This is a genomic window from Enterobacter sp. Ap-1006 (assembly GCF_011752835.1).
Taxonomy (GTDB): Bacteria; Pseudomonadota; Gammaproteobacteria; order Enterobacterales; family Enterobacteriaceae; genus Cedecea.
The window spans coordinates 398,220-420,792 of record NZ_VWWU01000001.1 but is presented as its reverse complement, the minus strand read 5'-3'; the positions used below and the strand labels follow the sequence as shown (position 1 = coordinate 420,792).

At 53.9% G+C, this 22,573-nt stretch carries 23 protein-coding genes; 8 read left to right on the top strand and 15 right to left on the bottom strand.

Going from position 1 to position 22,573, the window contains the following annotated elements:
• Nucleotides 1-406: 406 nt before the first annotated feature.
• Nucleotides 407-1,342 carry a transcriptional regulator LrhA gene (lrhA, locus tag F3J28_RS01985; RefSeq protein ID WP_008459771.1) on the bottom strand — a complete coding sequence of 312 codons (936 nt, stop codon included), beginning with the start codon at nt 1,340-1,342 and terminating at the stop codon, nt 407-409.
• A gap of 1,000 nt (nt 1,343-2,342) precedes the next feature.
• Between lrhA and alaA the strand changes: the two genes are divergently transcribed.
• Entirely contained in the window at nt 2,343-3,557 is a 1,215-nt protein-coding gene (alaA, locus tag F3J28_RS01980; RefSeq protein ID WP_008459770.1) for an alanine transaminase AlaA, read from the top strand.
• A 75-nt stretch (nt 3,558-3,632) separates the two neighbouring features.
• Entirely contained in the window at nt 3,633-4,232 is a 600-nt protein-coding gene (gene yfbR, locus F3J28_RS01975) for a 5'-deoxynucleotidase (protein ID WP_008459769.1), read from the top strand.
• 82 nt (nt 4,233-4,314) lie between these two features.
• Here the strand turns inward: yfbR and F3J28_RS01970 are convergent, their stop codons facing one another.
• The 5 genes from F3J28_RS01970 to F3J28_RS01950 form a co-directional block, all read right to left on the bottom strand.
• Complete coding sequence (locus F3J28_RS01970) at nt 4,315-6,147, bottom strand: SLC13 family permease (RefSeq protein WP_166872190.1); 1,833 nt, start codon at nt 6,145-6,147, stop codon at nt 4,315-4,317.
• A 91-nt stretch (nt 6,148-6,238) separates the two neighbouring features.
• Complete coding sequence (locus F3J28_RS01965) at nt 6,239-6,934, bottom strand: sugar phosphatase (protein ID WP_205247062.1); 696 nt, start codon at nt 6,932-6,934, stop codon at nt 6,239-6,241.
• Nucleotides 6,912-7,406, bottom strand: a complete 495-nt coding sequence (locus F3J28_RS01960) for a YfbU family protein (protein WP_008459766.1) — start codon at nt 7,404-7,406, stop codon at nt 6,912-6,914. The genes F3J28_RS01965 and F3J28_RS01960 overlap by 23 nt, the downstream gene beginning before the upstream one ends.
• 95 nt (nt 7,407-7,501) lie before the next feature.
• Nucleotides 7,502-7,957, bottom strand: coding sequence for a terminus macrodomain insulation protein YfbV (yfbV, locus tag F3J28_RS01955; protein ID WP_008459760.1), 456 nt, complete (start codon nt 7,955-7,957; stop codon nt 7,502-7,504).
• A 56-nt stretch (nt 7,958-8,013) separates the two neighbouring features.
• Nucleotides 8,014-8,217, bottom strand: coding sequence for a hypothetical protein (locus tag F3J28_RS01950; protein WP_166872185.1), 204 nt, complete (start codon nt 8,215-8,217; stop codon nt 8,014-8,016).
• 78 nt (nt 8,218-8,295) lie between these two features.
• Between F3J28_RS01950 and ackA the strand changes: the two genes are divergently transcribed.
• Nucleotides 8,296-9,498, top strand: a complete 1,203-nt coding sequence (gene ackA / locus F3J28_RS01945) for an acetate kinase (RefSeq protein WP_154188127.1) — start codon at nt 8,296-8,298, stop codon at nt 9,496-9,498.
• A gap of 85 nt (nt 9,499-9,583) precedes the next feature.
• Nucleotides 9,584-11,725: a phosphate acetyltransferase gene (gene pta / locus F3J28_RS01940; RefSeq protein WP_166872182.1), complete on the top strand. Its 2,142-nt coding sequence runs from the start codon at nt 9,584-9,586 to the stop codon at nt 11,723-11,725.
• A 64-nt stretch (nt 11,726-11,789) separates the two neighbouring features.
• Here the strand turns inward: pta and F3J28_RS01935 are convergent, their stop codons facing one another.
• The 5 genes from F3J28_RS01935 to F3J28_RS01915 form a co-directional block, all read right to left on the bottom strand.
• Nucleotides 11,790-12,743, bottom strand: coding sequence for a transketolase family protein (locus F3J28_RS01935; RefSeq protein ID WP_008459755.1), 954 nt, complete (start codon nt 12,741-12,743; stop codon nt 11,790-11,792).
• Nucleotides 12,736-13,569 carry a transketolase gene (locus tag F3J28_RS01930; protein ID WP_008459753.1) on the bottom strand — a complete coding sequence of 278 codons (834 nt, stop codon included), beginning with the start codon at nt 13,567-13,569 and terminating at the stop codon, nt 12,736-12,738. Before F3J28_RS01930 ends, F3J28_RS01935 begins: the two co-directional genes overlap by 8 nt.
• Complete coding sequence (locus F3J28_RS01925; RefSeq protein WP_008459752.1) at nt 13,569-14,960, bottom strand: PTS ascorbate transporter subunit IIC; 1,392 nt, start codon at nt 14,958-14,960, stop codon at nt 13,569-13,571. The genes F3J28_RS01930 and F3J28_RS01925 overlap by 1 nt, the downstream gene beginning before the upstream one ends.
• 148 nt (nt 14,961-15,108) lie before the next feature.
• Nucleotides 15,109-15,381, bottom strand: a complete 273-nt coding sequence (locus tag F3J28_RS01920; RefSeq protein ID WP_008459751.1) for a PTS sugar transporter subunit IIB — start codon at nt 15,379-15,381, stop codon at nt 15,109-15,111.
• An 85-nt stretch (nt 15,382-15,466) separates the two neighbouring features.
• The gene (locus F3J28_RS01915; RefSeq protein ID WP_166872180.1) at nt 15,467-15,910 is read right to left on the bottom strand and encodes a PTS sugar transporter subunit IIA; all 444 of its coding nucleotides are present in this window, start codon (nt 15,908-15,910) and stop codon (nt 15,467-15,469) included.
• A 256-nt stretch (nt 15,911-16,166) separates the two neighbouring features.
• On the opposite strand from F3J28_RS01915, the gene F3J28_RS01910 reads away from it, so the two are divergent.
• On the top strand, nt 16,167-17,186 hold the full coding sequence (locus F3J28_RS01910; RefSeq protein WP_039305102.1) for a LacI family DNA-binding transcriptional regulator: 1,020 nt from the start codon (nt 16,167-16,169) through the stop codon (nt 17,184-17,186).
• 57 nt (nt 17,187-17,243) lie between these two features.
• On the opposite strand, the gene yfcD is transcribed toward F3J28_RS01910, so the two are convergent.
• Genes yfcD through yfcF form a run of 3 tightly spaced genes read right to left on the bottom strand, consistent with a single transcriptional unit; the run spans nt 17,244 to nt 19,098 of the window.
• The gene (gene yfcD / locus F3J28_RS01905; protein ID WP_039305105.1) at nt 17,244-17,786 is read right to left on the bottom strand and encodes an NUDIX hydrolase YfcD; all 543 of its coding nucleotides are present in this window, start codon (nt 17,784-17,786) and stop codon (nt 17,244-17,246) included.
• Between the two features lie 58 nt (nt 17,787-17,844).
• Nucleotides 17,845-18,396 (bottom strand): phosphodiesterase, encoded by a 552-nt coding sequence (gene yfcE, locus F3J28_RS01900; RefSeq protein WP_166872177.1) that lies wholly within the window; start codon nt 18,394-18,396, stop codon nt 17,845-17,847.
• A 57-nt stretch (nt 18,397-18,453) separates the two neighbouring features.
• Nucleotides 18,454-19,098, bottom strand: a complete 645-nt coding sequence (gene yfcF / locus F3J28_RS01895; protein WP_166874366.1) for a glutathione transferase — start codon at nt 19,096-19,098, stop codon at nt 18,454-18,456.
• A 151-nt stretch (nt 19,099-19,249) separates the two neighbouring features.
• On the opposite strand from yfcF, the gene yfcG reads away from it, so the two are divergent.
• The 3 genes from yfcG to F3J28_RS01880 all read left to right on the top strand — a co-directional run bounded on the left by yfcG (nt 19,250) and on the right by F3J28_RS01880 (nt 21,233).
• Nucleotides 19,250-19,879: a GSH-dependent disulfide bond oxidoreductase gene (gene yfcG / locus F3J28_RS01890; protein WP_039295554.1), complete on the top strand. Its 630-nt coding sequence runs from the start codon at nt 19,250-19,252 to the stop codon at nt 19,877-19,879.
• Between the two features lie 77 nt (nt 19,880-19,956).
• Complete coding sequence (gene folX / locus F3J28_RS01885; RefSeq protein ID WP_205247105.1) at nt 19,957-20,316, top strand: dihydroneopterin triphosphate 2'-epimerase; 360 nt, start codon at nt 19,957-19,959, stop codon at nt 20,314-20,316.
• 23 nt (nt 20,317-20,339) lie between these two features.
• A complete protein-coding gene (locus tag F3J28_RS01880; RefSeq protein ID WP_166872171.1) occupies nt 20,340-21,233 on the top strand; it encodes a TIGR01777 family oxidoreductase in 894 nt (297 codons plus the stop codon).
• A 37-nt stretch (nt 21,234-21,270) separates the two neighbouring features.
• Here the strand turns inward: F3J28_RS01880 and F3J28_RS01875 are convergent, their stop codons facing one another.
• A complete protein-coding gene (locus F3J28_RS01875; protein ID WP_166872169.1) occupies nt 21,271-22,548 on the bottom strand; it encodes an MFS transporter in 1,278 nt (425 codons plus the stop codon).
• Nucleotides 22,549-22,573 lie beyond the last annotated feature (25 nt).

The following is a 22,573-nucleotide window of genomic DNA, read 5'->3' as shown; positions in this document are numbered from 1 at the left end:
TAAAACTCATCAACACTCGCGTAAAGACCAGATTTAGATGAGGGTGAATCGTGTCCGTTCCGTGTGAAAAAATAAACAGCCCCTATATTTTGGCAGGAAATTACAACTATTCCTCCCCCCAAGAGGGAGTATTTTCTTGATCTGAGACACGCTTTTGTTAATCCACTTCAAAAAGAAGCAACATTGTTATGCGTTTTTTAACATTACCTGGCCTTTGCATGAAGTTTTTGCGCATAAAACGAGCAAAAATAAACATACAACCAATATATTGAATTTGTTAGAAAAGATGAGCACCCCGGTGGTTTAATGAAAATCAGGTATAAAAAATGGGCCGTTGGCGTAAAAAAAACCACCAACGACCCATTTTGTATCTTTAATATTTTGTTACTAACTAGTCGACCTGCAGCTACTCAAAATCCCCTTCAACCAGCAGCGTGTCGTCCCCTTCACTTCCCACGGTGTTATAACGGTATGGGTTTTCCGGCGTCGCCAGCGCACTGAAGATCGCTTGCGCCAGCTCATTACCACTTTCAGGGTTTTTACACAGCAGATATTGGGTTTCAGGTAAAATAGGCAGTCCTTCTGACGCACCCAGGACACGAAGTTCCGGACTCATCATTTCAACCGGTCTGGCCGTTACGCCTAATCCCGCTTTTACGGCGGCCCTGACCGCGGCAAGCGTAGAGGCAACATAAGAAATACGCCATGGCGTCTGGCTGGCATCGAGATGTTCGAGCATCATATCGCGGTACGGGCTTGGATCGTCCAGCATCACCAGCGGCAGCGCTTCCCCACTTTGAAAGACATAATCAGCGGCGCAGTACCACAGCGTAGGCGAGGTTCGCAGGACAATGGCATCAAAGTTAGAAGGGTTTGATGTCGTCACCACCAAATCGACCTCATGCTGATTAAGCATTTCGATCATAAAGGGGTTGCGTTTGACCCTGACATCCAGCGCAAGTTTGGGGTAAACCGAACTGATGCGGTTTAACAGGAACGGCAGGATGGTGTCCGCCGTTTCATCGGAGGCACCAAGGGTAAGCGACCCTTGCAGGTTGTTAAACATCAGTGAAGAGCACGCTTCATCATTAAAGCGTAGGATTTTACGCGCATAGCCCAGCAGTTGAATGCCATGCTCGGTGAGCAGTTTATTGCGGCCATGTCGGGCAAAAAGCTCTTTCCCAACTAATTGCTCGAGGCGCTGCATCTGTTGGCTTACAGCGGATTGAGTACGGCACACTGCCGCTGCCGCTGCCGCAAAGGTATTGAGATCGGCGACCGCAACGAATGTCCTCAGCAGATCGAGGTCGAGGTTCAGTATCGGACGATTTGCGTTAATCATAATTTATTCACTAATAGGTTGCTCTTTCGAGTCTGCCCTGGTTGTATTGCTATGATTTATCAAAGAGATAAAGCAATTCCTTTTACCGAATGTCTCCGGTAGTCTTGGCCGCATACGTTAGCGACGCTTCTGTTTGTTATTTTTGTATTCCCCGGCATGTCTCAATTATCTAAAACACGCCTTAACGGGATATTATGCAGGTCAGGATAAGAAAAAAACACCAACTCATCGTACCAGTTAACTATTTTAAAACTGCGTTATAAAGGTAAACCAGCGTCGAAAAACGACTTTTAATAAGCTTTTATATGATTATTTAACGGGCTAGAGTATAGCGGCAGGCTTAAACCGGCCAAAACACACAACCAGTTGAATAATAATAGAAATATTTTAAGACACCAGCAAGACCATGGCGTTGGCACAGTCCTTCGCATCCAAAACCTACCATTTTTCGTAGTGTATCTTACAGTAAAACATGATGTTTTATAACACTTATTGCGAATTATCTGATCTTATTCTCTTTTTGTTGTTTCCACTCTGTTGATTATTTACAACGTTTTTTGAAGTCAGCCACACACTATAATAAAAGACACTTAATTATTGCCGAGGTATTTATCTATTACATTGACCAATCTTTTGATATACATCTCTTTAACTACTTTTTCATTAATCCCTTAATGTTTCAGGCATGAATATTAATTTTTACTTATGTTTAGCGACAACGCATTTACGTCGGCAGCACCTCGCCCTCCACAGTGAGCAAGAAGCAGTGAATATCATTACATCATGACGATATGATTAGCAGATAAAACCACAATAACTAAAATTTATAGTTTTTTTACCATCAATATTTTTAAATCGCGTTACGTGCTTATACATTGTGCTGTAAAGATAAATTGCATTTCTTCAAGCCCCATCCTTCAAATCTCGCTTAAGCAGGAGTACATTGTGGCGGTGCGCTTCCACGGCAGGACGCGAAATTAACAACAAAGGTCGAAGCTTCATGTCCCCCATCGAAAAATCCAGCAAACTTGATAATGTCTGTTATGACATCCGTGGCCCGGTACTCAAAGAGGCAAAACGCCTTGAAGAAGAAGGCAACAAAGTGCTTAAGCTCAACATCGGCAACCCCGCGCCGTTCGGTTTCGAAGCGCCGGATGAAATCCTTGTTGATGTGATCCGTAATCTTCCAACCGCCCAGGGATATTGCGACTCCAAAGGGCTTTTCTCTGCCCGTAAAGCCATCATGCAGCATTATCAGGCTCGTGGGATGCGGGATGTCACTACGGAAGATATTTATATCGGGAACGGCGTTTCCGAACTGATCGTCCAGTCGATGCAGGCGCTGCTAAACAGCGGTGACGAAATGCTGGTTCCCGCGCCGGACTACCCGCTTTGGACGGCAGCCGTTTCTTTATCCAGCGGTAAAGCGGTGCATTATCTGTGCGATGAAAGCTCTGACTGGTTCCCGGATCTCGACGATATCCGCGCTAAAATCACCCCACGCACGCGTGGCATTGTGATTATTAACCCGAACAACCCTACCGGCGCCGTTTACTCCAAAGAGTTGCTGTTAGAGATTGTCGAGATTGCGCGCCAGCATAATCTGATCATCTTTGCCGATGAGATTTACGACAAAATCCTTTATGACGATGCCGAGCATCACTCGATCGCAGCCCTGGCACCGGATCTGTTAACCATTACCTTCAACGGCCTGTCAAAAACCTATCGCGTTGCCGGTTTCCGTCAGGGTTGGATGGTGCTCAACGGGCCGAAGAAACACGCTAAAGGCTATATTGAAGGTCTGGAAATGTTAGCCTCCATGCGCCTGTGCGCCAACGTTCCTGCCCAGCACGCTATTCAGACCGCGCTGGGGGGATACCAAAGCATTAGCGAGTTTATCGTGCCTGGTGGCCGTCTGTACGAACAGCGTAATCGTGCCTGGGAGCTGATCAACGAAATTCCTGGCGTCTCCTGCGTTAAGCCTCGTGGGGCGCTGTACATGTTCCCGAAAATTGACGCAAAGCGCTTCAATATTCATGACGACCAGAAAATGGTGCTGGACTTCCTGCTGCAGGAAAAGGTTCTGCTCGTTCAGGGTACGGCATTTAACTGGCCGTGGCCGGATCACGTGCGTATTGTCACTCTGCCGCGCATTGATGATCTGGAAATGTCGATAGCTAAGCTGGGACGTTTCCTCGGACACTACCATCAGTAAGCCGTTCGGGGGCATTTGCAATGCCCCCTTTCTCCCCTCACAATGACGTCACCAAGTTGTTACCGCGAGAACGTCATGAGTCAGAGCCATTTCTTTGCCCACCTCTCCCGCCTGAAACTGATTAGCCGCTGGCCACTAATGCGGAATGTCCGCACCGAGAACGTGTCTGAACACAGCCTGCAGGTCGCCATGGTTGCCCACGCCCTTGCCGCTATCAAAAATCGCAAGTTTAACGGCAACGTAAATGCCGAACGTATTGCGCTGCTGGCGATGTATCACGACGCCAGCGAGGTGCTGACCGGGGATCTCCCCACGCCGGTAAAATACTTCAACTCGCAAATTGCCCATGAATACAAAGCCATTGAAAAGATTGCGCAGCAAAAACTGATCGAAATGGTGCCGGAAGAGCTTCGTGATATCTGGGCGCCGCTGATTGATGAGCACAGCTACAGTGAAGAAGAGAAAGCGCTGGTGAAGCAGGCCGATGCGTTATGTGCTTATCTGAAATGCCTGGAGGAGCTGTCGGCCGGGAACAACGAGTTTCTGCTGGCGAAAAGTCGCCTGGAAAAAACGCTGGCCGACCGCCACAGCCCGGAGATGGATTATTTTATGCAGGTCTTTGTGCCGAGCTTCCAGCTTTCGCTGGATGAAATCAGCCAGGATTCGCCGCTTTAAACTCGTCCATCTGCCTAAGCGAAATCAGGATAATGTTTTCCCCTTCTCCCTTACAGGGAGGAGGCCGGGATGAGGGTAAATATCAGAACGGGAATAACATCGGTACCATCACCACGCTCACGATCATCACAATGACGGTAAACGGCACGCCGAGCTTCACAAAGTCGCTGAACTTATAGTTTCCAGGCCCCAGCACCAGCGTGTTCACTGGCGAAGAGACTGGCGTCATAAACGCCGCAGAAGCCGCCATCGCCACAATCATCGCAAACGGATACGGCGACACCCCCATTGATTTAGCCGCAGCCAGCGCAATAGGCGCCATCAATACTGCCGTGGCGGTATTAGAAATAAATAACCCGATAGCCGCACACATCACAAACAGGCACACCAGCATGATATATGGGCCGTAGCCACCGCCAAACTCCATCAGCCCATGAACGATCAGATCCACCCCGCCGGTTTTCTGCAGCGCTAAAGCGAAAGGCATCATCCCGACAATCAGAATAATGCTCGGCCAGTGAATCGCCTTATAGGCGCTTTCCATATCAATACAGCGGAATTTGCCCATCAACAAACAGGCGATAATCGCGGCGATTGGATTGGGTATTTCGTCGGTCAGCATCAGTGCCACCATCAGCGCCAGGCAGAAAATCGCATGAGGTGCCTGGCTGTGGGCCGGGGAGGCATCCTGCTCTTCCACAGGCAGACTCAGCACCAGGAAATCACGGTTCTGCTGTGAAAGCTGGTTGATCAGCTTCCAGTCACCAACCACCAGTATAATGTCGCCCAACTGGATAGGTTCATCCACCAGCAATCCTTCCATAGCTTCACCCGCCCGCCGCAGGCCAACAACGTTAAGGCCGTAGCGGGTTCGGAAAGCCATTTCTCGCAAAGTCTGCCCGGTGAACCCTGACTCTGGCAGCAGAGAAACTTCTGCCATTCCCACATCCAGCGCCTGATCGGAAAAATACTCTCCCCGCAGGATCATTGGCTCCAGCATTTGCTCCCCGCAAAACTCTCGCAAATCAACCTCTGAGGCCGACATGTCAATCAGCAGTACATCGCGGGCGCGGAATTCCGTACCGCCGGTCACGTTGACAATCACGCGCCGAAAGCGGCGCCAGCGCTCCAGGCCAATCACGTTCGCGCCATAGCGTTCACGCAGCTTTAAATCGTCCAGACGATGGCCAACCATCGGTGAGCCAGGGCGAATAGCCAACCGGCGAGCCCGCCCGGTCAGGCGATATTCTTTTATCAGATCGCGAAATGAACGGCGCTTCCAGCTCTCTTTGCCTGCCTCTTCGCCCTGCCCTTTGAGCGCGAAACGCGCCACCAGCATATAAAGGATGCCCAGCACCAGCACCGCCAGGCCAATTGGCGTCACGCTAAAGAACTGGAACCCCTCCAGCCCTTCACGCAGCAGTTCGCTGTTGATTACCAGGTTAGGCGGCGTCGCAACCAGCGTCATCATGCCGCTTATCAGCCCGGCAAAACTGAGCGGCATCATCAGCCGGGAAGGCGAGATTTTCATGCGCATAGAAACGCTGAGCACCACCGGAATAAAAATCGCCACCACGCCGGTGGAGCTCATAAATGCCCCCAACCCGGCCACCGTCACCATCAGCAGGACCAGCATTTTGGTTTCGCTGCTGCCCGCCACGTCCACCAGCCAGCTTCCCATCTTGGTGGCTACCCCGGTGCGAACCAGCCCGTCGCCAATAATGAACAGCGCGGCAATCAGAATCACGTTGGGATCGCTAAAGCCGGAAAATGCTTCGCTGAGGCTTAATGTTCCGCTGAGCACAAAAGCGACAATCACCAATAGCGCCACCGCGTCCATACGCATTTTTCCGGTGGCGAACAGCAGAACCGCAACCGCCAGTAACGACAACACCCAAATGAGTTCCGAATTCAAAACGAGTCCCTGAATGGCTGAATATTGGTGAATTGAATGTAGACGAGAATGCCATAAAAAAACCCCGCAAATGCGGGGTTAAATCATGGGATTAGTGTTTTCTTAACACTTCGACGACTCCGTCCGGGGATTTCTGGACGAGCAGTTCGGTGAGGGACGTCAGAACGTAATCCACGTGCTCAAGCCGGGGTGTATCCGCCGGGGCGTTAACGGCTATCACGTGACAACCGGCAGCCAGCCCTGAAAGCACTCCTGCTGGCGCGTCTTCAACGACCACACACTCTTCCGGCTCCAGGCCAAGCAGCTGCGCTCCCAGCAAATAGGCATCCGGCTCAGGTTTACCGCGTGCGACGCGTTCCGCCGTCACAAACACTTCCGGCTCTGGCAGCCCACCGGCCAGGCGACGAGCGGATGCCACCGGCACGGAACCTGAGGTGACTATGGCCCACGGAATACCTGCTTCGTTGAGATGAGCCAGCAGCTCCGCAGCTCCCGGCAGCGCGACAATGCCGTCGGTATCTTCAGACTCAAGCTTCTCCAGACGCAGGAACTCCCGCTGAATCTCTTCCTCAGAAGCTCCGGCCATGAAGTGGCGCAGTGAAGTAATCGCCTGCTTGCCGTGGATGAAGCCTAATACTTCTTCCGGGGAAATATTAAAACGCTTCGCCCAGTTTACCCACGCGCGTTCAACGGCGGGAAGGGAGTCAACCAGCGTACCATCCAAATCAAACAAGAAACCTTTACACTTCACTCCGCGTCTCTCCTCAGGCGTTAATGATCTGCGCAATCTCGTTGGCGCTTAAGTGATACTGACGTGGGCAGGCGTGCCACACTTTCAGCATTCGTTGGTATTTGTCCCACATTGGGGTTTGGGCGTTGAAACCGTGGGTGCCGGCATCAAAATGGGTATAGCGGCCTTCAATATTCACCATAAAGCGAACATAGCCGAGGAAGCGGGCTTCGGTGGCGGCATCAAAACCCATAAAGGTGACGCGGCGTTCATCGATCTCTTTGCTGTCTTTCAGGTTTGTCCAGGAGACATGCATCGCGTGATACATTTCCATGATGTCGATAACGATGCGGCATGTTTCTTCTTTTAGCTCGCCAAACTCGCGATCCAGCTCGCGCATTTGCAGGCCATAGCCGCGTTCGATGATGGTCTGCAGACGACGATAGCGTTCGGCGTTATCCGGGTCCATCATCGTCATCATCTTATACTGGTTAGATAAAATCAGACGTTGCGCGTGGGTCATTTCCATTTCCTGGCTCCTTTGGTACATGGAAAAATGCAGGTTACGACGAGGATAACCTGTAAGAAAGTGTGCCTTCCTTTATATGCGCAACCGCAGGGTAATTACAAATCATCCAGGAAAGTTTTATCCAACTGCTTAAACGCGCGCTTCAGCACATCCGCCAGCGCCTGGTAGTCTGGCTTACCTTCCACCGGTGCCAGCGCCTGTCCGGCTTCCTGAAGCTTCATGCGAACGTCATAAAACCACTGTAACGTCGACGGCGGTAATGGCGTGACCGAGCGCTTACCCAGCCACCACAGCCCTTGCATCGGCAGGCTACAGGCAAAGAGTGCCGTCGCCACCGCCGGGCCAAGCTGGCCACCCAACGCGATTTGCCACGTCAGGGTAAATACCGCCAGCGGCGGCATAAAGCGGATGGCATAGCGGGTGGCGCGTATCACGCGGTTTTCGATAAATACCGGCGCCAGACGCTTATCCAGCGGCCAGGTCTTCGAGTAGTGTTGCCCACGTCCGAACAGGCTAAACCAGCTTACATGGCTATTCTGGGGTGTCGACATGGCTCATACCTCAACTCTACGTATAAAAAATAAAATAATACTGTAACTCAACAACTCTAAATGACATCGTTCAAAAAATTTTGTCTTTCCGAGCCGCTATCTGCTACCCTGTGCCGGCCTTTGATGGCCGTAGTTGGGAAACCACAAGCTGTCAAACATTCTTTTACATCGCCGTGACCTGCAGCTTCAGGAATATGGCGTAAACTCTGAGTAATTTTATTCGTCATGCCGAAAAACGCTTCCGGCATGACGTTAATCATAAATGTCCGCGTCATCATGCGCTACGCTGATAGACTCACTGACGTTTTTTTAGCCACGTATCAAAAATAGGTACTTCCATGTCGAGTAAGCTAGTACTGGTTCTGAACTGCGGTAGCTCATCCCTGAAATTCGCAATTATCGATGCTGTAAACGGTGAAGAGTACCTTTCTGGTTTAGCAGAGTGTTTCCACCTTCCTGAAGCCCGTATCAAGTGGAAGCTGGACGGCGCTAAACAAGAAGCGGCTCTGGGTGCAGGTGCCGCTCACAGCGAAGCTCTTAACTTCATCGTTAATAAAATTCTGGCAGAAAAACCAGAATTGTCCGCTCAGCTGACCGCAATTGGTCACCGTATCGTACACGGCGGTGAAAAATACACCAGCTCCGTAGTTATCGATGATTCCGTGATTCAGGGTATCAAAGATTCAGCCTCTTTTGCACCGCTGCATAACCCGGCTCACCTGATCGGTATCGCTGAAGCCCTGAAATCCTTCCCTAACCTGGCTGATAAAAACGTTGCCGTGTTCGACACCGCGTTCCATCAGACCATGCCGGAAGAATCTTTCCTCTACGCTCTGCCGTACAAACTGTACAAAGAGCACGGCGTTCGTCGCTACGGCGCACACGGCACCAGCCACTTCTACGTGACTCAGGAAGCCGCAAAAATGCTGAACAAGCCGGTTGATGAACTGAACATCATCACCTGCCACTTGGGCAACGGCGGTTCCGTTTCTGCAATCCGTAACGGCAAATGCGTTGATACCTCCATGGGTCTGACCCCGCTGGAAGGTCTGGTGATGGGTACCCGCTCTGGCGACATCGACCCGGCTATCATCTTCCACCTGCACGATGCCCTGGGCATGAGCGTAGAAGACATCAACAAAATGCTGACCAAAGAGTCTGGCCTGCTGGGTCTGACCGAAGTGACCAGCGACTGCCGTTACGTTGAAGACAACTACGCAACTAAAGAAGACGCTAAACGCGCAATGGACGTTTACTGCCACCGTCTGGCGAAATACATCGGTTCCTATACCGCGCTGATGGAAGGTCGTCTGGACGCCGTTGTCTTCACCGGCGGTATCGGTGAAAACGCCGCGATGGTTCGCGAACTGTCCCTGGGCAAACTGGGCGTACTGGGCTTCGATGTTGATCACGAGCGCAACCTGGCTGCACGTTTCGGCAAGTCTGGCTTCATCAACAAGGAAGGCACCCGCCCTGCGGTGGTTATCACCACCAACGAAGAGCTGGTCATCGCTCAGGATGCATCCCGCCTGACCGCCTGATTCCCTCACCGCCAGCCTTAGCTGGCGGTGTTGTTTTCTGAGTCGAGTGAGCATATCTGCTCGCGAAAACGAAAGAGGTTATACCGTGTCCCGTACTATTATGCTGATCCCTACCGGAACCAGCGTCGGCCTTACCAGCGTAAGCCTTGGCGTTATCCGTGCTATGGAACAAAAAGGCGTTCGCCTGAGCGTGTTCAAACCTATCGCCCAGCCGCGTACCGGTGGCGATACGCCGGACCAGACCACCAGCATCATCCGTGCTAACTCCACCATCCCGGCCGCTGAGCCGCTGCACATGAGCCACGTTGAGTCTCTGCTGTCCAGCAACCAGCAGGACGTGCTGATGGAAGAGATCATCGCCAACTACCACAACAGCAGCAAAGATGCTGAAGTTGTACTGGTTGAAGGCCTGGTCCCAACCCGCAAACACCAGTTTGCGCAGGCGCTGAACTATGAAATCGCCAAAACCCTGAACGCAGAAATCGTCTTCGTGATGTCTCTGGGCAATGACTCTCCGGAGCAGCTGAAAGAGCGTATCGAACTGACCCGCAGCAGCTTCGGCGGCAGCAAGAACACCAACATCACCGGCGTCATCATCAACAAGCTGAACGCCCCGGTTGATGAGCAAGGCCGCACCCGTCCCGATCTGTCTGAAATCTTCGACGACTCCAGCAAAGCAAGCATCGCTAACATCGATCCTAAGCTGCTGTTTGCCGACAGCCCGCTGCCGGTTCTGGGCTGCGTGCCGTGGAGCTTCGAGCTGATTGCCACCCGCGCAATCGACATGGCTCGCCACCTGAACGCCACCATCGTTAATCAAGGCGACATCAACACCCGCCGCGTGAAGTCCGTTACCTTCTGTGCGCGCAGCATTCCGCACATGCTGGAACACTTCCGCCCTGGCTCTCTGCTGGTTACCTCCGCAGATCGCCCGGACGTGCTGGTTGCTGCCTGCCTGGCCGCCATGAACGGCGTGGAAATCGGCGCTATCCTGCTGACCGGTGGTTACGAAATGGACCCTCGCATCAGCAAGCTGTGCGAACGTGCTTTTGCTACCGGCCTGCCGCTGTTCATGGTTGAAACCAACACCTGGCAGACCTCTCTGAGCCTGCAGAGCTTCAACCTGGAAGTCCCAACCGACGACCATCAGCGTATCGAAAAAGTGCAGGAATATGTAGCCAGCCACATCGATGCTAACTGGATCGAATCCCTGACCGCGACCTCCGAGCGCAGCCGTCGTCTGTCTCCTCCAGCGTTCCGTTACCAGCTGACCGAACTGGCTCGCAAAGCCGGTAAACGCGTTGTGCTGCCGGAAGGCGACGAACCGCGTACCGTAAAAGCGGCAGCCATCTGTGCTGAGCGCGGTATCGCCACCTGTGTTCTGCTGGGTAACCCGGATGAAATCACCCGTGTTGCTGCGGCACAGGGCGTTGAGCTGGGCGCAGGCATCGAAATCGTTGATCCAGAAGTGGTTCGCGAAAGCTACGTTGCTCGCCTGGTTGAGCTGCGTAAGAGCAAAGGCATGACCGAAGCCGTTGCCCGCGAACAGCTGGAAGACAACGTTGTGCTGGGCACCCTGATGCTTGAGCAGGACGAAGTTGACGGCCTGGTTTCCGGCGCGGTTCACACCACCGCCAACACCATCCGTCCACCGCTGCAGCTGATCAAAACCGCACCGGGCAGTTCTCTGGTCTCTTCCGTGTTCTTCATGCTGCTGCCTGAACAGGTTTACGTTTACGGTGACTGCGCGATCAATCCGGATCCAACCGCAGAACAGCTGGCAGAAATCGCGATTCAATCCGCTGACTCCGCAGCCGCCTTCGGTATCGACCCACGCGTCGCAATGCTCTCCTACTCCACCGGTAATTCCGGCGCGGGTAGCGACGTTGAGAAAGTGCGTGAAGCCACCCGTATCGCTCAGGAAAAACGCCCTGATCTGGTCATCGACGGTCCACTGCAGTACGACGCTGCGGTTATGGCTGACGTGGCTAAGTCTAAGGCACCAAACTCTCCTGTTGCGGGCCGTGCGACCGTGTTCATCTTCCCTGACCTGAACACCGGGAACACCACCTACAAAGCGGTACAGCGTTCTGCAGACCTGATCTCCATTGGGCCAATGCTACAGGGTATGCGCAAGCCGGTTAACGATCTGTCCCGTGGCGCGCTGGTGGACGATATCGTCTACACCATCGCGCTGACCGCGATTCAGTCCGCTCAGCAAGCGTAAGCTCACTGAGACGCAAAAAAGGCAGCCTTCTGGCTGCCTTTTCTTTTTCTGTCACCTTTAACCGCTACAGCAGTTCTTTCGCCGCCTGCACGATATCTGCCGCCGTCAGACCATACTCCTGCTGCAGGAAGTCCTGAGTCCCGACCTGGCCGTAACGCTCCTTCACGCCCACTCTGCGCATCGGCACCGGGCAGGTTTCCACCAGCACTTCCGCCACCGCCGACCCCAGCCCGTTGTGAATACTGTGGTTTTCACAGGTCACGATCCGGCCGGTTTTTTCGGCGTAGTTCTTCACCAGCATGCGGTCGATAGGCTTGAGGGTAAACATGTCGATGACCGCCGCGCTAACCCCTTCCTGCTCCAGCTGCTGAGCCGCTTTCAGCGCTTCCGCAACCATAATTCCGTTGGCGATTAGCGTGATATCCGTTCCCTCACGCAGCACATTACCTTTGCCGATGGTGAAGGTTGAACCTGCCTCATAAACCGTCGCCGCCTGCTTGCGAATAGTCCGCACCCAGTAGAAACCTTCCAGCTCGATCAACTGCCGCAGAATGTCTTTAAACATCACCGCATCAGTCACTTCCAGCACAACAGAATGCGCCAGCCCGCGAACAATGCCCATATCTTCGAACGACATATGGGTCCCACCGTTATGGCAGGCCGTCACCCCGGCGTCGGAAGCAATCACCTTGACGTTATTCCGCTGGTAATCCAGCGACATAAACAGCTGGTCAAAGCAGCGGCGGCTGGCGAAGGCGGTAAAGGTGTGGACGAACGGCTTACGGCCGGTCAGAGACAGCCCGGCTGCCACGCCAATCACGTTGGCTTCCATGATGCCGCAGTTAATCACATGCTGCGGGTTATCTCGCTGCACGCCATCCATCGCCATCGAACTCATCAGGTCAGCTTCCAGCGCGATGATCCCGCTGCCTTCGCCAATCTGCTGCTGAACAAACCCGGCGTAGACTTTACGCATTTCAACGGCGTCCTGGCCGCCGCTCTGACTTACCTTAATCATGTGCCGCCTCCAGTTGCGCGATAGCCTGCTCCAGCGCCTGTTTTGACTGCTCCGTCAGGCGGAGATGGTGGGAGTTCCCCAGTTGCTCAAGGTACGGCACCCCCTGCCCTTTAATGCTGTCGAGGATCACCAACAGAGGGCGCTGTTCGCCGCTGCGAACGGGTTTCACCGCCGCCAGCAAACCGGGAATGTCATCGCCTTTCACCTGCACCACGTCAAACCCGAAGGCGCTAAACTTCTCCGCCAGATCGAAAGCACAGATGATTTCGTCCAGCTCGCCGTCCAGCTGCTGTTTGTTCCAGTCTACAAAGACCGTCAGATTGTTAAGACGGTGGTGAGCAATAAACTGGAAAGCCTCCCAGCACTGCCCCTCGTTCAGCTCGCCGTCGCCAACGATGCTGAAGACCCGGTTGCGACGCTGCGCCAGTTTGTGGGACAGCGCCATGCCGGCAGCAATCGAAATCCCTTGCCCTAACGAACCTGTGGTCGCATCCACACCGCGCGTTTTCAGGCGATCGGGGTGGCTGGGCAGGCTGGTACCGTTCTGGTTTAGCGTGGCCAACTGCTCCACAGGAAAATACCCTTTCAGCGCCAGCGTGCTGTACAGCGCCGGGCCAGCATGCCCCTTCGACAGCACAAAGTAGTCGCGTTCAGCCCAGTCAGGGTCGCCCGGATCGATATTCATCACGTCGCCGTACAGTACCGCGAGCGTCTCGACCACCGACATGCTGCCGCCGTAATGGCCAAACCCCAGTTGGGTGAGCGCTTTCAGCGTCTCTACCCGGATGTCGCGCGCAAACCGCGTGACGTCAGCCAGTTCATTCATTATTTAGCCCCCGTCTTGTCTTCAGTATGTACGGCAGGAGTGCCTTTTCCTTTGCCCAGATAGTTGAACCCGACCAGTACCGCAAACACGGCGACCACTACTGCGGTAATCGCCGCAGGTGACAGGAAGCGTGCAAGGTTGCCGAGGATAATCCCCACCACGCCAAAATCGGCGTCGGAGAAGGTTGTGTTGGCGAAGCCCAGCGCGCCCAGAACAGGCAGCAGCAAGACCGGCAGGAAGGTGATCAGCAGCCCGTTGGCAAAAGCCCCCACCATCGCGCCGCGACGGCCGCCGGTAGCGTTACCAAACACCCCCGCTGTCGCCCCGGTAAAGAAGTGAGGCACCACGCCCGGCAAAATCAGCACCAGCTTCATCTGCCCTAAAAGGAATAAGCCCACCAGGCCGCCGAGGAAGCTGAACAGGAAGCCCACCAGCACGGCATTCGGCGCATAAGGGTAAACCACCGGGCAGTCCAGCGCCGGACGTGCATTAGGTACCAGCTTCTCAGAGAAACCGGTAAACGCCGGGACGATTTCCGCCAGAATCAAGCGCACGCCCTGCAGGATGATGAATACCCCAGCCGCAAAGGTAATCGCCTGAATAATGGAGTAAACCAGGAAGTTCTGGCCGCCGCTGAGTTTCTCTTCTACATAAGCCTGGCCCGCACAAATCGCGAGGATCATGTAGATGACAATCATGGTCAGGGAGATGGAGATTGAACTGTCACGCAGGAAGCTAAGGTTCTTCGGCAGGTTCATCTCTTCCGTGGAGCGCGAGCCTTTCCCACACTTGCTGCCGATCCAGCCGGACAGGACGTAACCCAGCGTACCGAAGTGGCCGAAGCCTATATCATCGGTGCCGGTGATGCGGCGCATATAGCGCTGCGCAATGGCCGGGAAGAACGCCATGATCAGCCCGAGGATCAGCGACCCGGTGAACACCAGCGCCACGCCTTCAAAGCCCGCCACGGTCAGGATGACGCTTATCATGCACGCCATGTAGAACGTGTGGTGCCCGGTCAGGAAGATGTACTTCAGGCGGGTGAAGCGAGCCACAATGATGTTCGCCACCATCCCGAAGGCCATGATCAGCGCCGTGGATGCCCCGTATTTCTCCAGTGCAATAGAAACAATCGCTTCATTATTCGGAATAATGCCCTGGATATTAAAGGCGTGCTCAAACATACCGCCCAGTGGATTCAAAGACCCCACTAATACGGTTGCACCGCCGCCCAAAACAATAAAACCTAATACGGTTTTAATTGAGCCTTTTACCACATCAGAAAATGACTTCTTTTGCGCTACCAGACCAATTAAGGCTATCAGCCCGACGAGAATGGCCGGGACTTTCAGAATATCAACAATAAAATTCAGCGTGCCAAGGATAAACATATCCGCCTCCGCTTATATCCGTCATACTTCGAACCGCAGACGCGTTGGCTGCACTCATCCCTCCCAGTCATTTACTTGATGTAAACTCCTGGAGTGCCTGAACTTGCCGCCTTTCTGCAATTCGAATTATTTTGGCTATGGATTATGATTAACGACCCGCGAAATAAGCGCTCAGCTTATTTTCCAGCTCATTGATATCGATGATGTTGTTGATTACCACCAGCTGACTGTCAGGCAGGCGCGCGCTGGCGGCAATATCTTTCGCCATCACAAACACATCTGCCGCGTCCGGCGTGGCGGAAGATAAATCCGAGTGTTCAACCTCTGCCTCAATATTGAGTTTTTTAAGCACTTTTTTAATATTCATTTCGACCATAAAACTACTGCCGAGGCCGGAACCGCAGATTGCCATTATCTTCATTTTGTGTACCTTATATTTTTAGTAGAGTAAGAGCGCATCGCATTTTTCAATGCAACGTAAAAACCTATGGTGTTAAATTAAAAAATTAGAATCGATTAATGATTTTTTGTATTTCCTCCAGGTTATTGGCCTGATGCAGTAACGCCATGTCCTCGTCGCTGGAAAATAGCTCAGCGAGCGCAGAAATCATTTCAATATGGCTATGGCTGTCCGGGGCCGCCAGCATAATAATGACATCCACCGGGTCGTTCCCCTCAGAATGAAAGCTCACGCCCCGCTTCAGCTTCAGCAGCGACAGACCAAGTCCGGTCGCGCCCTCTTCCGGACGCGCATGCGGCATCGCCAGGCCCGGCGCCAGCACATAGTACGGCCCAAGCTTTTGGTGCTGCTGCATAATGGCCGTCAGGTAATGGGGGGCAATAATCCCCGCGTCCAGCAGCGGCCGGGCGCTAATCTCCAGCGCCTGCTGCCAGTTTGCGACCTCACCCTGAAGCTGAATAGTCTGCGGATGCAGCCATTGGTTGAGCACGATAACCTCTCGAAATCGACATTGATGATGGGCAAACTTTATTCAACGGCCCTGGGTTTAACTGTGATTGATATCACAAAGATAGCGCTACCAATAACTATCACTCGATTTTGTGATAGCGCTATCAAATTGCAATCATTGTGTTAAATCGCATTTAGGCGCACGATTTCAGGCGTATACTTGAGCGATATTTCCCCTTCTTTTTCAGGGGCCAACGTCAGCCTGGCGTTTTTCAGGTCGAGAATCAGGAATCACAATGTCCATAACCCGAAAGCGGCGAAGTACCGGTAAGGTGACGCTTGCAGATGTGGCTCAGCTCGCCGGAGTCGGTACTATGACCGTTTCGCGAGCGCTAAGAACCCCGGAGCAGGTTTCCGACAAATTACGCGAAAAAATCGAAGCGGCGGTTTCCGAGCTAGGTTACATGCCCAACCTTGCGGCAAGCGCACTGGCCTCCGCCTCCTCGTACACCATTGCAATGGTGGTCCCAAGCCTGGCAGAATCCGGCTGCAGTGAAATGTTTGCCGGCCTGCAGCAGGTGCTGCAGCCTGCGGGGTATCAGATAGTCCTGGCAGAATCCCAGCACCGGCTGGAGCAGGAAGAGAAGCTACTGGAAACCCTGCTGGCGTCCAATATTGCCGCGGCGATCCTACTGAGCGTGGAACACAGCGACACGGTGCGAGGCTGGCTGAAACACGCCAGCATTCCTGTGCTCGAAATCGGTGCCACCCGCGCCGATCCGCTGGACATGAACATCGGCATTGATAACGTCGCCGCCATGTTTGAACTGACGGAAATGCTCATCCACCGTGGCTATCAGAATATCGGGCTACTGTGCGCGAACCAGGAACAGTGGATTTTCCAGCAGCACCTTCAAGGCTGGTACAAAGCGATGCTGCGCCACCATATGTCGCCCAACAGGGTGATCAACGCTGCCGCGCCGCCGAATTTCTCCACCGGGGCCGCACAGCTACCCGAGTTTTTACTGGCCTGGCCGGAGCTGGATGCGCTGGTTTGCGTGTCGGATGAGCTGGCCTGCGGCGCGCTGTACGAATGCCAGCGCAGGCGCATCAAAGTTCCTGACGACTTAGCCATCGTCGGGTTTGGCGACAGCGACGTGAGCCGCGTGTGCCAGCCAGCGCTGACCACCATTGCGGTACCACATCGTAAGATTGGGATTGAAGCCGGGCGAGCGCTGTTGGCAAGAATTAACGAAGAAGAATGGGACAGAAGCCCGACTATCGCGTCATCGCTGTGTATGCGGGACAGCTGCTGATTTTCCCTCACCCAGGTCCCCTTCTTGCTGGAAAAGGATCGGGGTGAGGGCCAACAATTACTCGCTTTCTTCGCTTTGTGACTCGTTTTTGGCGTTGCGGGTCATCCACAGCGCCAGCGCCTTCAGCGAATCAGGGGTAAATTCGTCGCAGCGCGCGGTGATCTCTTCCGGGGACATCCAGCTCACTTCGCTGACTTCTTCTTCCTGCAGCGCGAAAGGCCCGTGGGACACGCAGCTAAAGAGTCCGCCCCAAACGCGGCAGCTATCGTCTTCGAAGTAGAACTGCCCGTGTTCCGCGAACGGCACGCCGGCAATACCCAGCTCTTCTTCCGCCTCGCGGCGAGCCGACTCGAGCATCTGTTCATCCGCCTGTACTACGCCGCCTGCGGTAGCATCCAGCATGCCCGGCATGAAGTCTTTAATTTCGGTGCGACGCTGCACCAGAATTTTGCCCATACCATCGTGAACAACAATATAGGTCGCGCGATGACGCAGCCGCTGCGCACGCATTTGCTCGCGGCTTGCCTGTGCGATGACCTCATTGTCCTCATTAACAATATCTACCCATTCCGTGCCGACAAAATGACTCTGTTCCACCATCAGGGAAACCTTATTCAGGGGCGCTCTTACGGCGCGTTATTGGATTAACCTGTCAACGTTACGGGGTAATACGCACCTGTGCAATAACCCCATCACTCTCCAGCGTGCAAACGGTCAGAACGCCATCATCCAGCATCCCGTAACTGGCCTCAAAACCGCCCTTCGGTATGCTGACAGAGCCTGGATTAAACAAATAGATCTGTTCGTGCTTTTCTGCAACCGGAAGATGCGTATGGCCGAAAATCAGAACATCGCCAGCGGACAGCGGCGGCAAATGCCCAGGATGATAAAGATGGCCGTGGGTCAGAAAAAGCCGCTGCTCCGCCAGCAAAACCTGCTGCCAGGGTGCGGTAATCGGAAACTGGAGCAGCATCTGGTCCACTTCGCTGTCGCAGTTTCCGCGCACCGCGATAATCTTATCGGCAACGCTATTCAGGCACTGCGCCACCGCTGGAGGATTATAGCCTTCGGGCAACGCGTTCCGAGGGCCGTGATTCAGTAAGTCGCCCAGAATAACCAGCCATTTCGCGCCGCTGTGTGCAAAACGTTCCAGGACTTTTTCCGTGGCGGGTACCGAACCGTGAAGGTCCGAAGCAAACATCAGTTTCATTTATCCCTGGCTCCAGTAATGACAATCCGCCAATGATAACGAATTCCCCGCCCGCTATCAGCCTGCGTTTTTGGCCGACTGTGCCAGCCAAAGCTGCACCGACGCGCGCTGCCACTGAAAGCTCGCATACTCTTTCAGCCGCTCAGGGACGTCATCCCCGTTCAGAATCAGACGGTTGAGCATCAGCGCCAGGTCGGTGTCGGCGATAGACCATTCACCAAATAAATTCTGCTGCCCTTGCGGGAGCAAATGCTCTGCGGTAGCGATTAACTTCTCTGCAGCCTGAAGGCCTGCCGGGCTTAGCGCCGTTTTTTTCTCACCGGCAAAGACCACGGCAGTAGAACGCTCTTCCCGAATGGGCATTAAGTCGCTGCGCAGCCACGCCTGCACCTGCCGCGCCCGGGCGCGTTTTTCAATGTCATGAGGATAAATGCGTTCCCACGTCGGCGGCGCAAAACGCTCTTCCAGATATTCATCAATGGCGGAGGATTCGCTGAGCACAAAATCTCCAACCGCCAGCACCGGCACGCGGCGAGTCAGATCAAAACCCTTCCAGCCAGGCTTTAAATTCTGGCCACTGGCGAGGTCGATGGTTTGCAGAGAAAAGGCGAGTCCTTTCTCTTTCAGCGCAACAAAAACGGAAAGCACATAGGGGCTGAAACACTGGCTATCGGTCCACAACGTAATGGCAGGCTGGCTCATCATATCCTCACTTATTCGCGCGACAGGTTATTGAACATAGAGCGAAAAAAGCGTTTTGTCATCCGCTTAAAACGCACCATTGCGGTGCAGAAATAGCAATAACTTCTATACTCGAAACATTTGCCAAAATGGACTAACCCCTGGAGTGACCATGATCGAACTTTATTATGCGCCTACCCCAAACGGCCATAAAATTACCCTGTTTCTGGAAGAGGCCGGCCTGGAGTACAAAATCCACCGGGTCGATATCGGCAAAGGCGAACAGTTTCGCCCGGATTTTTTGGCTATCTCGCCGAATAACAAAATTCCTGCCATCGTGGATAACAAACCGGCCGATGGCGGCGAGCCTTTAAGTCTCTTTGAGTCCGGCGAAATTTTGCTTTATCTGGCGGATAAAACCGGGTTACTCCTCAGCAAAGAACTGCGCGCCCGCCATGCCACGCTGCAGTGGCTTTTCTGGCAGGTCGGCGGCTTCGGCCCGATGCTGGGCCAGAATCACCATTTCAACCACTTTGCTCCGCAGCCCGTCCCTTATGCTATCGAGCGCTACCAGGTTGAAACCCAGCGTCTTTACGGCGTACTCAATAAACAACTCGAGAAAGCCCCGTGGCTTGGCGGCCACGATTACAGCATTGCGGACATCGCGACTTATCCCTGGGTGGTGTCTCACGAACGCCAGCGCGTTGACCTCGCCAATTTCCCGGCGGTAAGGAACTGGTTTGAGCGGATCCGCACCCGGCCTGCCACCGTGAAGGCTTATCAGCGGGCAGAGAAGGCGTAATCCCCGGTTCAGGTTTTTTCCCGCCCTGGTGTATCCTGTGGCGGGAAAAGACTAATAAGGAACCTGCAATGTCATCCATGCAACCAGACGCCATTATTCGCATTAAAAACCTGCGCCTGCGGACTTTTATTGGTATCAAAGAAGAAGAGATCGCCAACCGGCAGGACATCGTGATTAACGTCGCACTCCACTACCCAGCGGGCAAAGCCAGGGAGAGCGAGGACATCAACGACGCGCTGAACTACCGCACCGTGACCAAAGACATCATCCAGCTGGTTGAGAATAACCGCTTCTCCCTGCTGGAAAAATTAACTCAGGATGTGCTGAACATCGCATGCGCCCACCCGTGGGTGACATATGCTGAAGTAGAGATCGATAAACTTTACGCGCTTCGCTATGCCGACTCGGTATCCATAACCCTGAGCTGGCGGCGATAAGCGCGTCCAGGTGGGAGGAAAGTATGGAGATCCTGATTACCGGCGGCAGCGGGCTGATTGGCCGCCACCTGACAGCTCGCCTGCTCGAGCTAGGCCATACTGTTTCGGTCGTCACGCGTGCGCCGGAAAAGGCCCGCAAGCGGCTGAATAATCGCGTCGTACTGCTCAAAGGGCTCGACGGCTTACAGAATCTCGACGCCTTTGACGCGGTCATCAACCTGGCCGGGGAGCCGATCGCCGATAAACGCTGGAGCGAGGAGCAAAAACAGCGCCTGTGCCAGAGCCGCTGGCAAATCACCGAGCGGCTGGTCGAGCTGTTTAAGGCCAGCCAGCAGCCGCCCAAAGTCTTCATTTCCGGGTCGGCCACCGGCTATTACGGCGACCTGGGCGAAGTGGTCGTCACCGAAGACGAACCTCCCCACAACGAATTTACCCACAAGCTTTGCGCCCGCTGGGAGCAAATCGCCTGTGGCGCGCAAAGTGAAAAGACGCGAGTTTGCCTGTTACGTACCGGCGTTGTTTTAGCCCCCAAAGGCGGAATTCTGGCCAAAATGCTGCCGCTGTTCCGGCTGGGGCTCGGCGGCCCCATCGGCAATGGCAGGCAGTATCTGGCGTGGATCCACGTCGACGATATGGTAAACGGCATTCTCTGGCTGCTGGATAACGACCTGCGCGGGCCGTTTAATATGGTTTCCCCTTACCCAGTTCGCAACGAACAGTTTTCCCATGCTCTCGGCCATGCCCTCAAGCGCCCGGCCATACTTCGCGCCCCGGCCACGGCGATTCGCCTGCTAATGGGGGAATCTTCCGTGTTAGTGCTCGGCGGACAACGTGCGCTGCCTAAACGCCTTGAGGAATCCGGCTTTGGCTTCCGCTGGTTCGACTTAGATGAGGCGCTGGCGGACGTGATTCGCTAACAGCAAAAAGCCGGGTAATTCGCCCGGCTTTTTCATTTTACTGCTCTACAGCGCTCATTTTTCTCGCGTCAGCTTTATCCTTCACCCGTTTCGGCTGCGGAACTTTGATGATAAACGTCAGCACGCCCGCAAACAGATACAGTCCGGTGTACGCCCAAACTACGCCCACAATGTCGAAAAACGGCAGGATGAGTGACGCAATAGCCGGTGCCACAAAGTTGCTCATCCCCGCCGACAGGTTATAGATGGAAATAGCCGCCCCGCGGTGATGCGGCTCCAGCGTTGGAAATACCGCCGTCATTGGCACAAACGCCGCGACAAAGGTGCCGAGCATGACCGCCGGGATCAGCGCCACCCAGAAGTTATGCCCCACCCACACCGGCAGGTAATAAAACGTCAGGCTGGAGATCGCCATACCTAAACAGCCGAACCAGCGAACCTGGCGGATCCAGCCGATGTACTCCCCCATAATTCCCCAAAAGATATTGGTGAAAATGGTGACAAAGAAGAACACCGCCCAGATTTGCAGCCATTCCGAAATCGTGAAACCGAGACGGTCAACAAACAGCAGCGGCATCACTATCGCAAAGCCAAACAGCGACAGCGTGTTGATAATGCGGATAAGACAGGCGTAAAACACGTCACGGTTGCTGAACAGAATGGTCACGGCCCGCGACATCTCCGTCATTTTCTCTTTCAGCGGCAGATTAACCCGCGAACGGTCAACCGGCACATTACGCAGGCTGAAGAAGGCGATAAGCCCCCCGCCCGTTACCCAGGCAATGGCCATCCACAGCGTCCCCGTTTCGCCAAATGCCGGGATAGTCAGGCTGGGCAGATAGCTCCCCACCACGCCGATGCCGATAGAGTACATCGCCCAGAACCAGCCCGTTGCCGCCGCCAGCCTCTCACGCGGTACCACCTGCACCAACATCAGCATGAAGGAGTAGATAAACAGCGGATAAGCCAGGCCGCGAATGCCGTAAAACAGAAGCATCAGCGGGTAGTTACGCATCCCGAGGCCAAGCGTCATAAACAATGCATGCATCACGACCCAGGTCACAAAACCAATCAGCATTGCTTTTTGCGGGGTGATAAGCTCAGCGACTACGCCGGAAGCCCAGGCCGCCAGACCTGCCGCAAGGCCATACAGAGTAAACACCATCGCCGATTCCGCGGGCGTAAAGCCCATGTCGGTAATGTGTTTAGACAAAAACGCCATCTCGAAACCATCGCCGCTCATAAAAATAGCAATGGCGACAAATCCCCACAGCAGATGTTTAGGTAAACCAAACCAGTAGTGTTTAGATTGCATCACACTCTTCCTCGTTCACGGGTAC

Bases quoted from the DNA above. Each gene is read 5' to 3' on its own strand.
- lrhA (WP_008459771.1), bottom strand. From the start codon at position 1,342: ATGATTAACGCAAATCGTCCGATACTGAACCTCGACCTCGATCTGCTG.
- alaA (WP_008459770.1), top strand. From the start codon at position 2,343: ATGTCCCCCATCGAAAAATCCAGCAAACTTGATAATGTCTGTTATGAC.
- yfbR (WP_008459769.1), top strand. From the start codon at position 3,633: ATGAGTCAGAGCCATTTCTTTGCCCACCTCTCCCGCCTGAAACTGATT.
- F3J28_RS01960 (WP_008459766.1), bottom strand. From the start codon at position 7,406: ATGGAAATGACCCACGCGCAACGTCTGATTTTATCTAACCAGTATAAG.
- yfbV (WP_008459760.1), bottom strand. From the start codon at position 7,957: ATGTCGACACCCCAGAATAGCCATGTAAGCTGGTTTAGCCTGTTCGGA.
- F3J28_RS01950 (WP_166872185.1), bottom strand. From the start codon at position 8,217: ATGATTAACGTCATGCCGGAAGCGTTTTTCGGCATGACGAATAAAATT.
- ackA (WP_154188127.1), top strand. From the start codon at position 8,296: ATGTCGAGTAAGCTAGTACTGGTTCTGAACTGCGGTAGCTCATCCCTG.
- F3J28_RS01935 (WP_008459755.1), bottom strand. From the start codon at position 12,743: ATGATTAAGGTAAGTCAGAGCGGCGGCCAGGACGCCGTTGAAATGCGT.
- F3J28_RS01930 (WP_008459753.1), bottom strand. From the start codon at position 13,569: ATGAATGAACTGGCTGACGTCACGCGGTTTGCGCGCGACATCCGGGTA.
- F3J28_RS01925 (WP_008459752.1), bottom strand. From the start codon at position 14,960: ATGTTTATCCTTGGCACGCTGAATTTTATTGTTGATATTCTGAAAGTC.
- F3J28_RS01920 (WP_008459751.1), bottom strand. From the start codon at position 15,381: ATGAAGATAATGGCAATCTGCGGTTCCGGCCTCGGCAGTAGTTTTATG.
- F3J28_RS01910 (WP_039305102.1), top strand. From the start codon at position 16,167: ATGTCCATAACCCGAAAGCGGCGAAGTACCGGTAAGGTGACGCTTGCA.
- yfcD (WP_039305105.1), bottom strand. From the start codon at position 17,786: ATGGTGGAACAGAGTCATTTTGTCGGCACGGAATGGGTAGATATTGTT.
- yfcE (WP_166872177.1), bottom strand. From the start codon at position 18,396: ATGAAACTGATGTTTGCTTCGGACCTTCACGGTTCGGTACCCGCCACG.
- yfcF (WP_166874366.1), bottom strand. From the start codon at position 19,098: ATGAGCCAGCCTGCCATTACGTTGTGGACCGATAGCCAGTGTTTCAGC.
- yfcG (WP_039295554.1), top strand. From the start codon at position 19,250: ATGATCGAACTTTATTATGCGCCTACCCCAAACGGCCATAAAATTACC.
- folX (WP_205247105.1), top strand. From the start codon at position 19,957: ATGCAACCAGACGCCATTATTCGCATTAAAAACCTGCGCCTGCGGACT.
- F3J28_RS01880 (WP_166872171.1), top strand. From the start codon at position 20,340: ATGGAGATCCTGATTACCGGCGGCAGCGGGCTGATTGGCCGCCACCTG.
- F3J28_RS01875 (WP_166872169.1), bottom strand. From the start codon at position 22,548: ATGCAATCTAAACACTACTGGTTTGGTTTACCTAAACATCTGCTGTGG.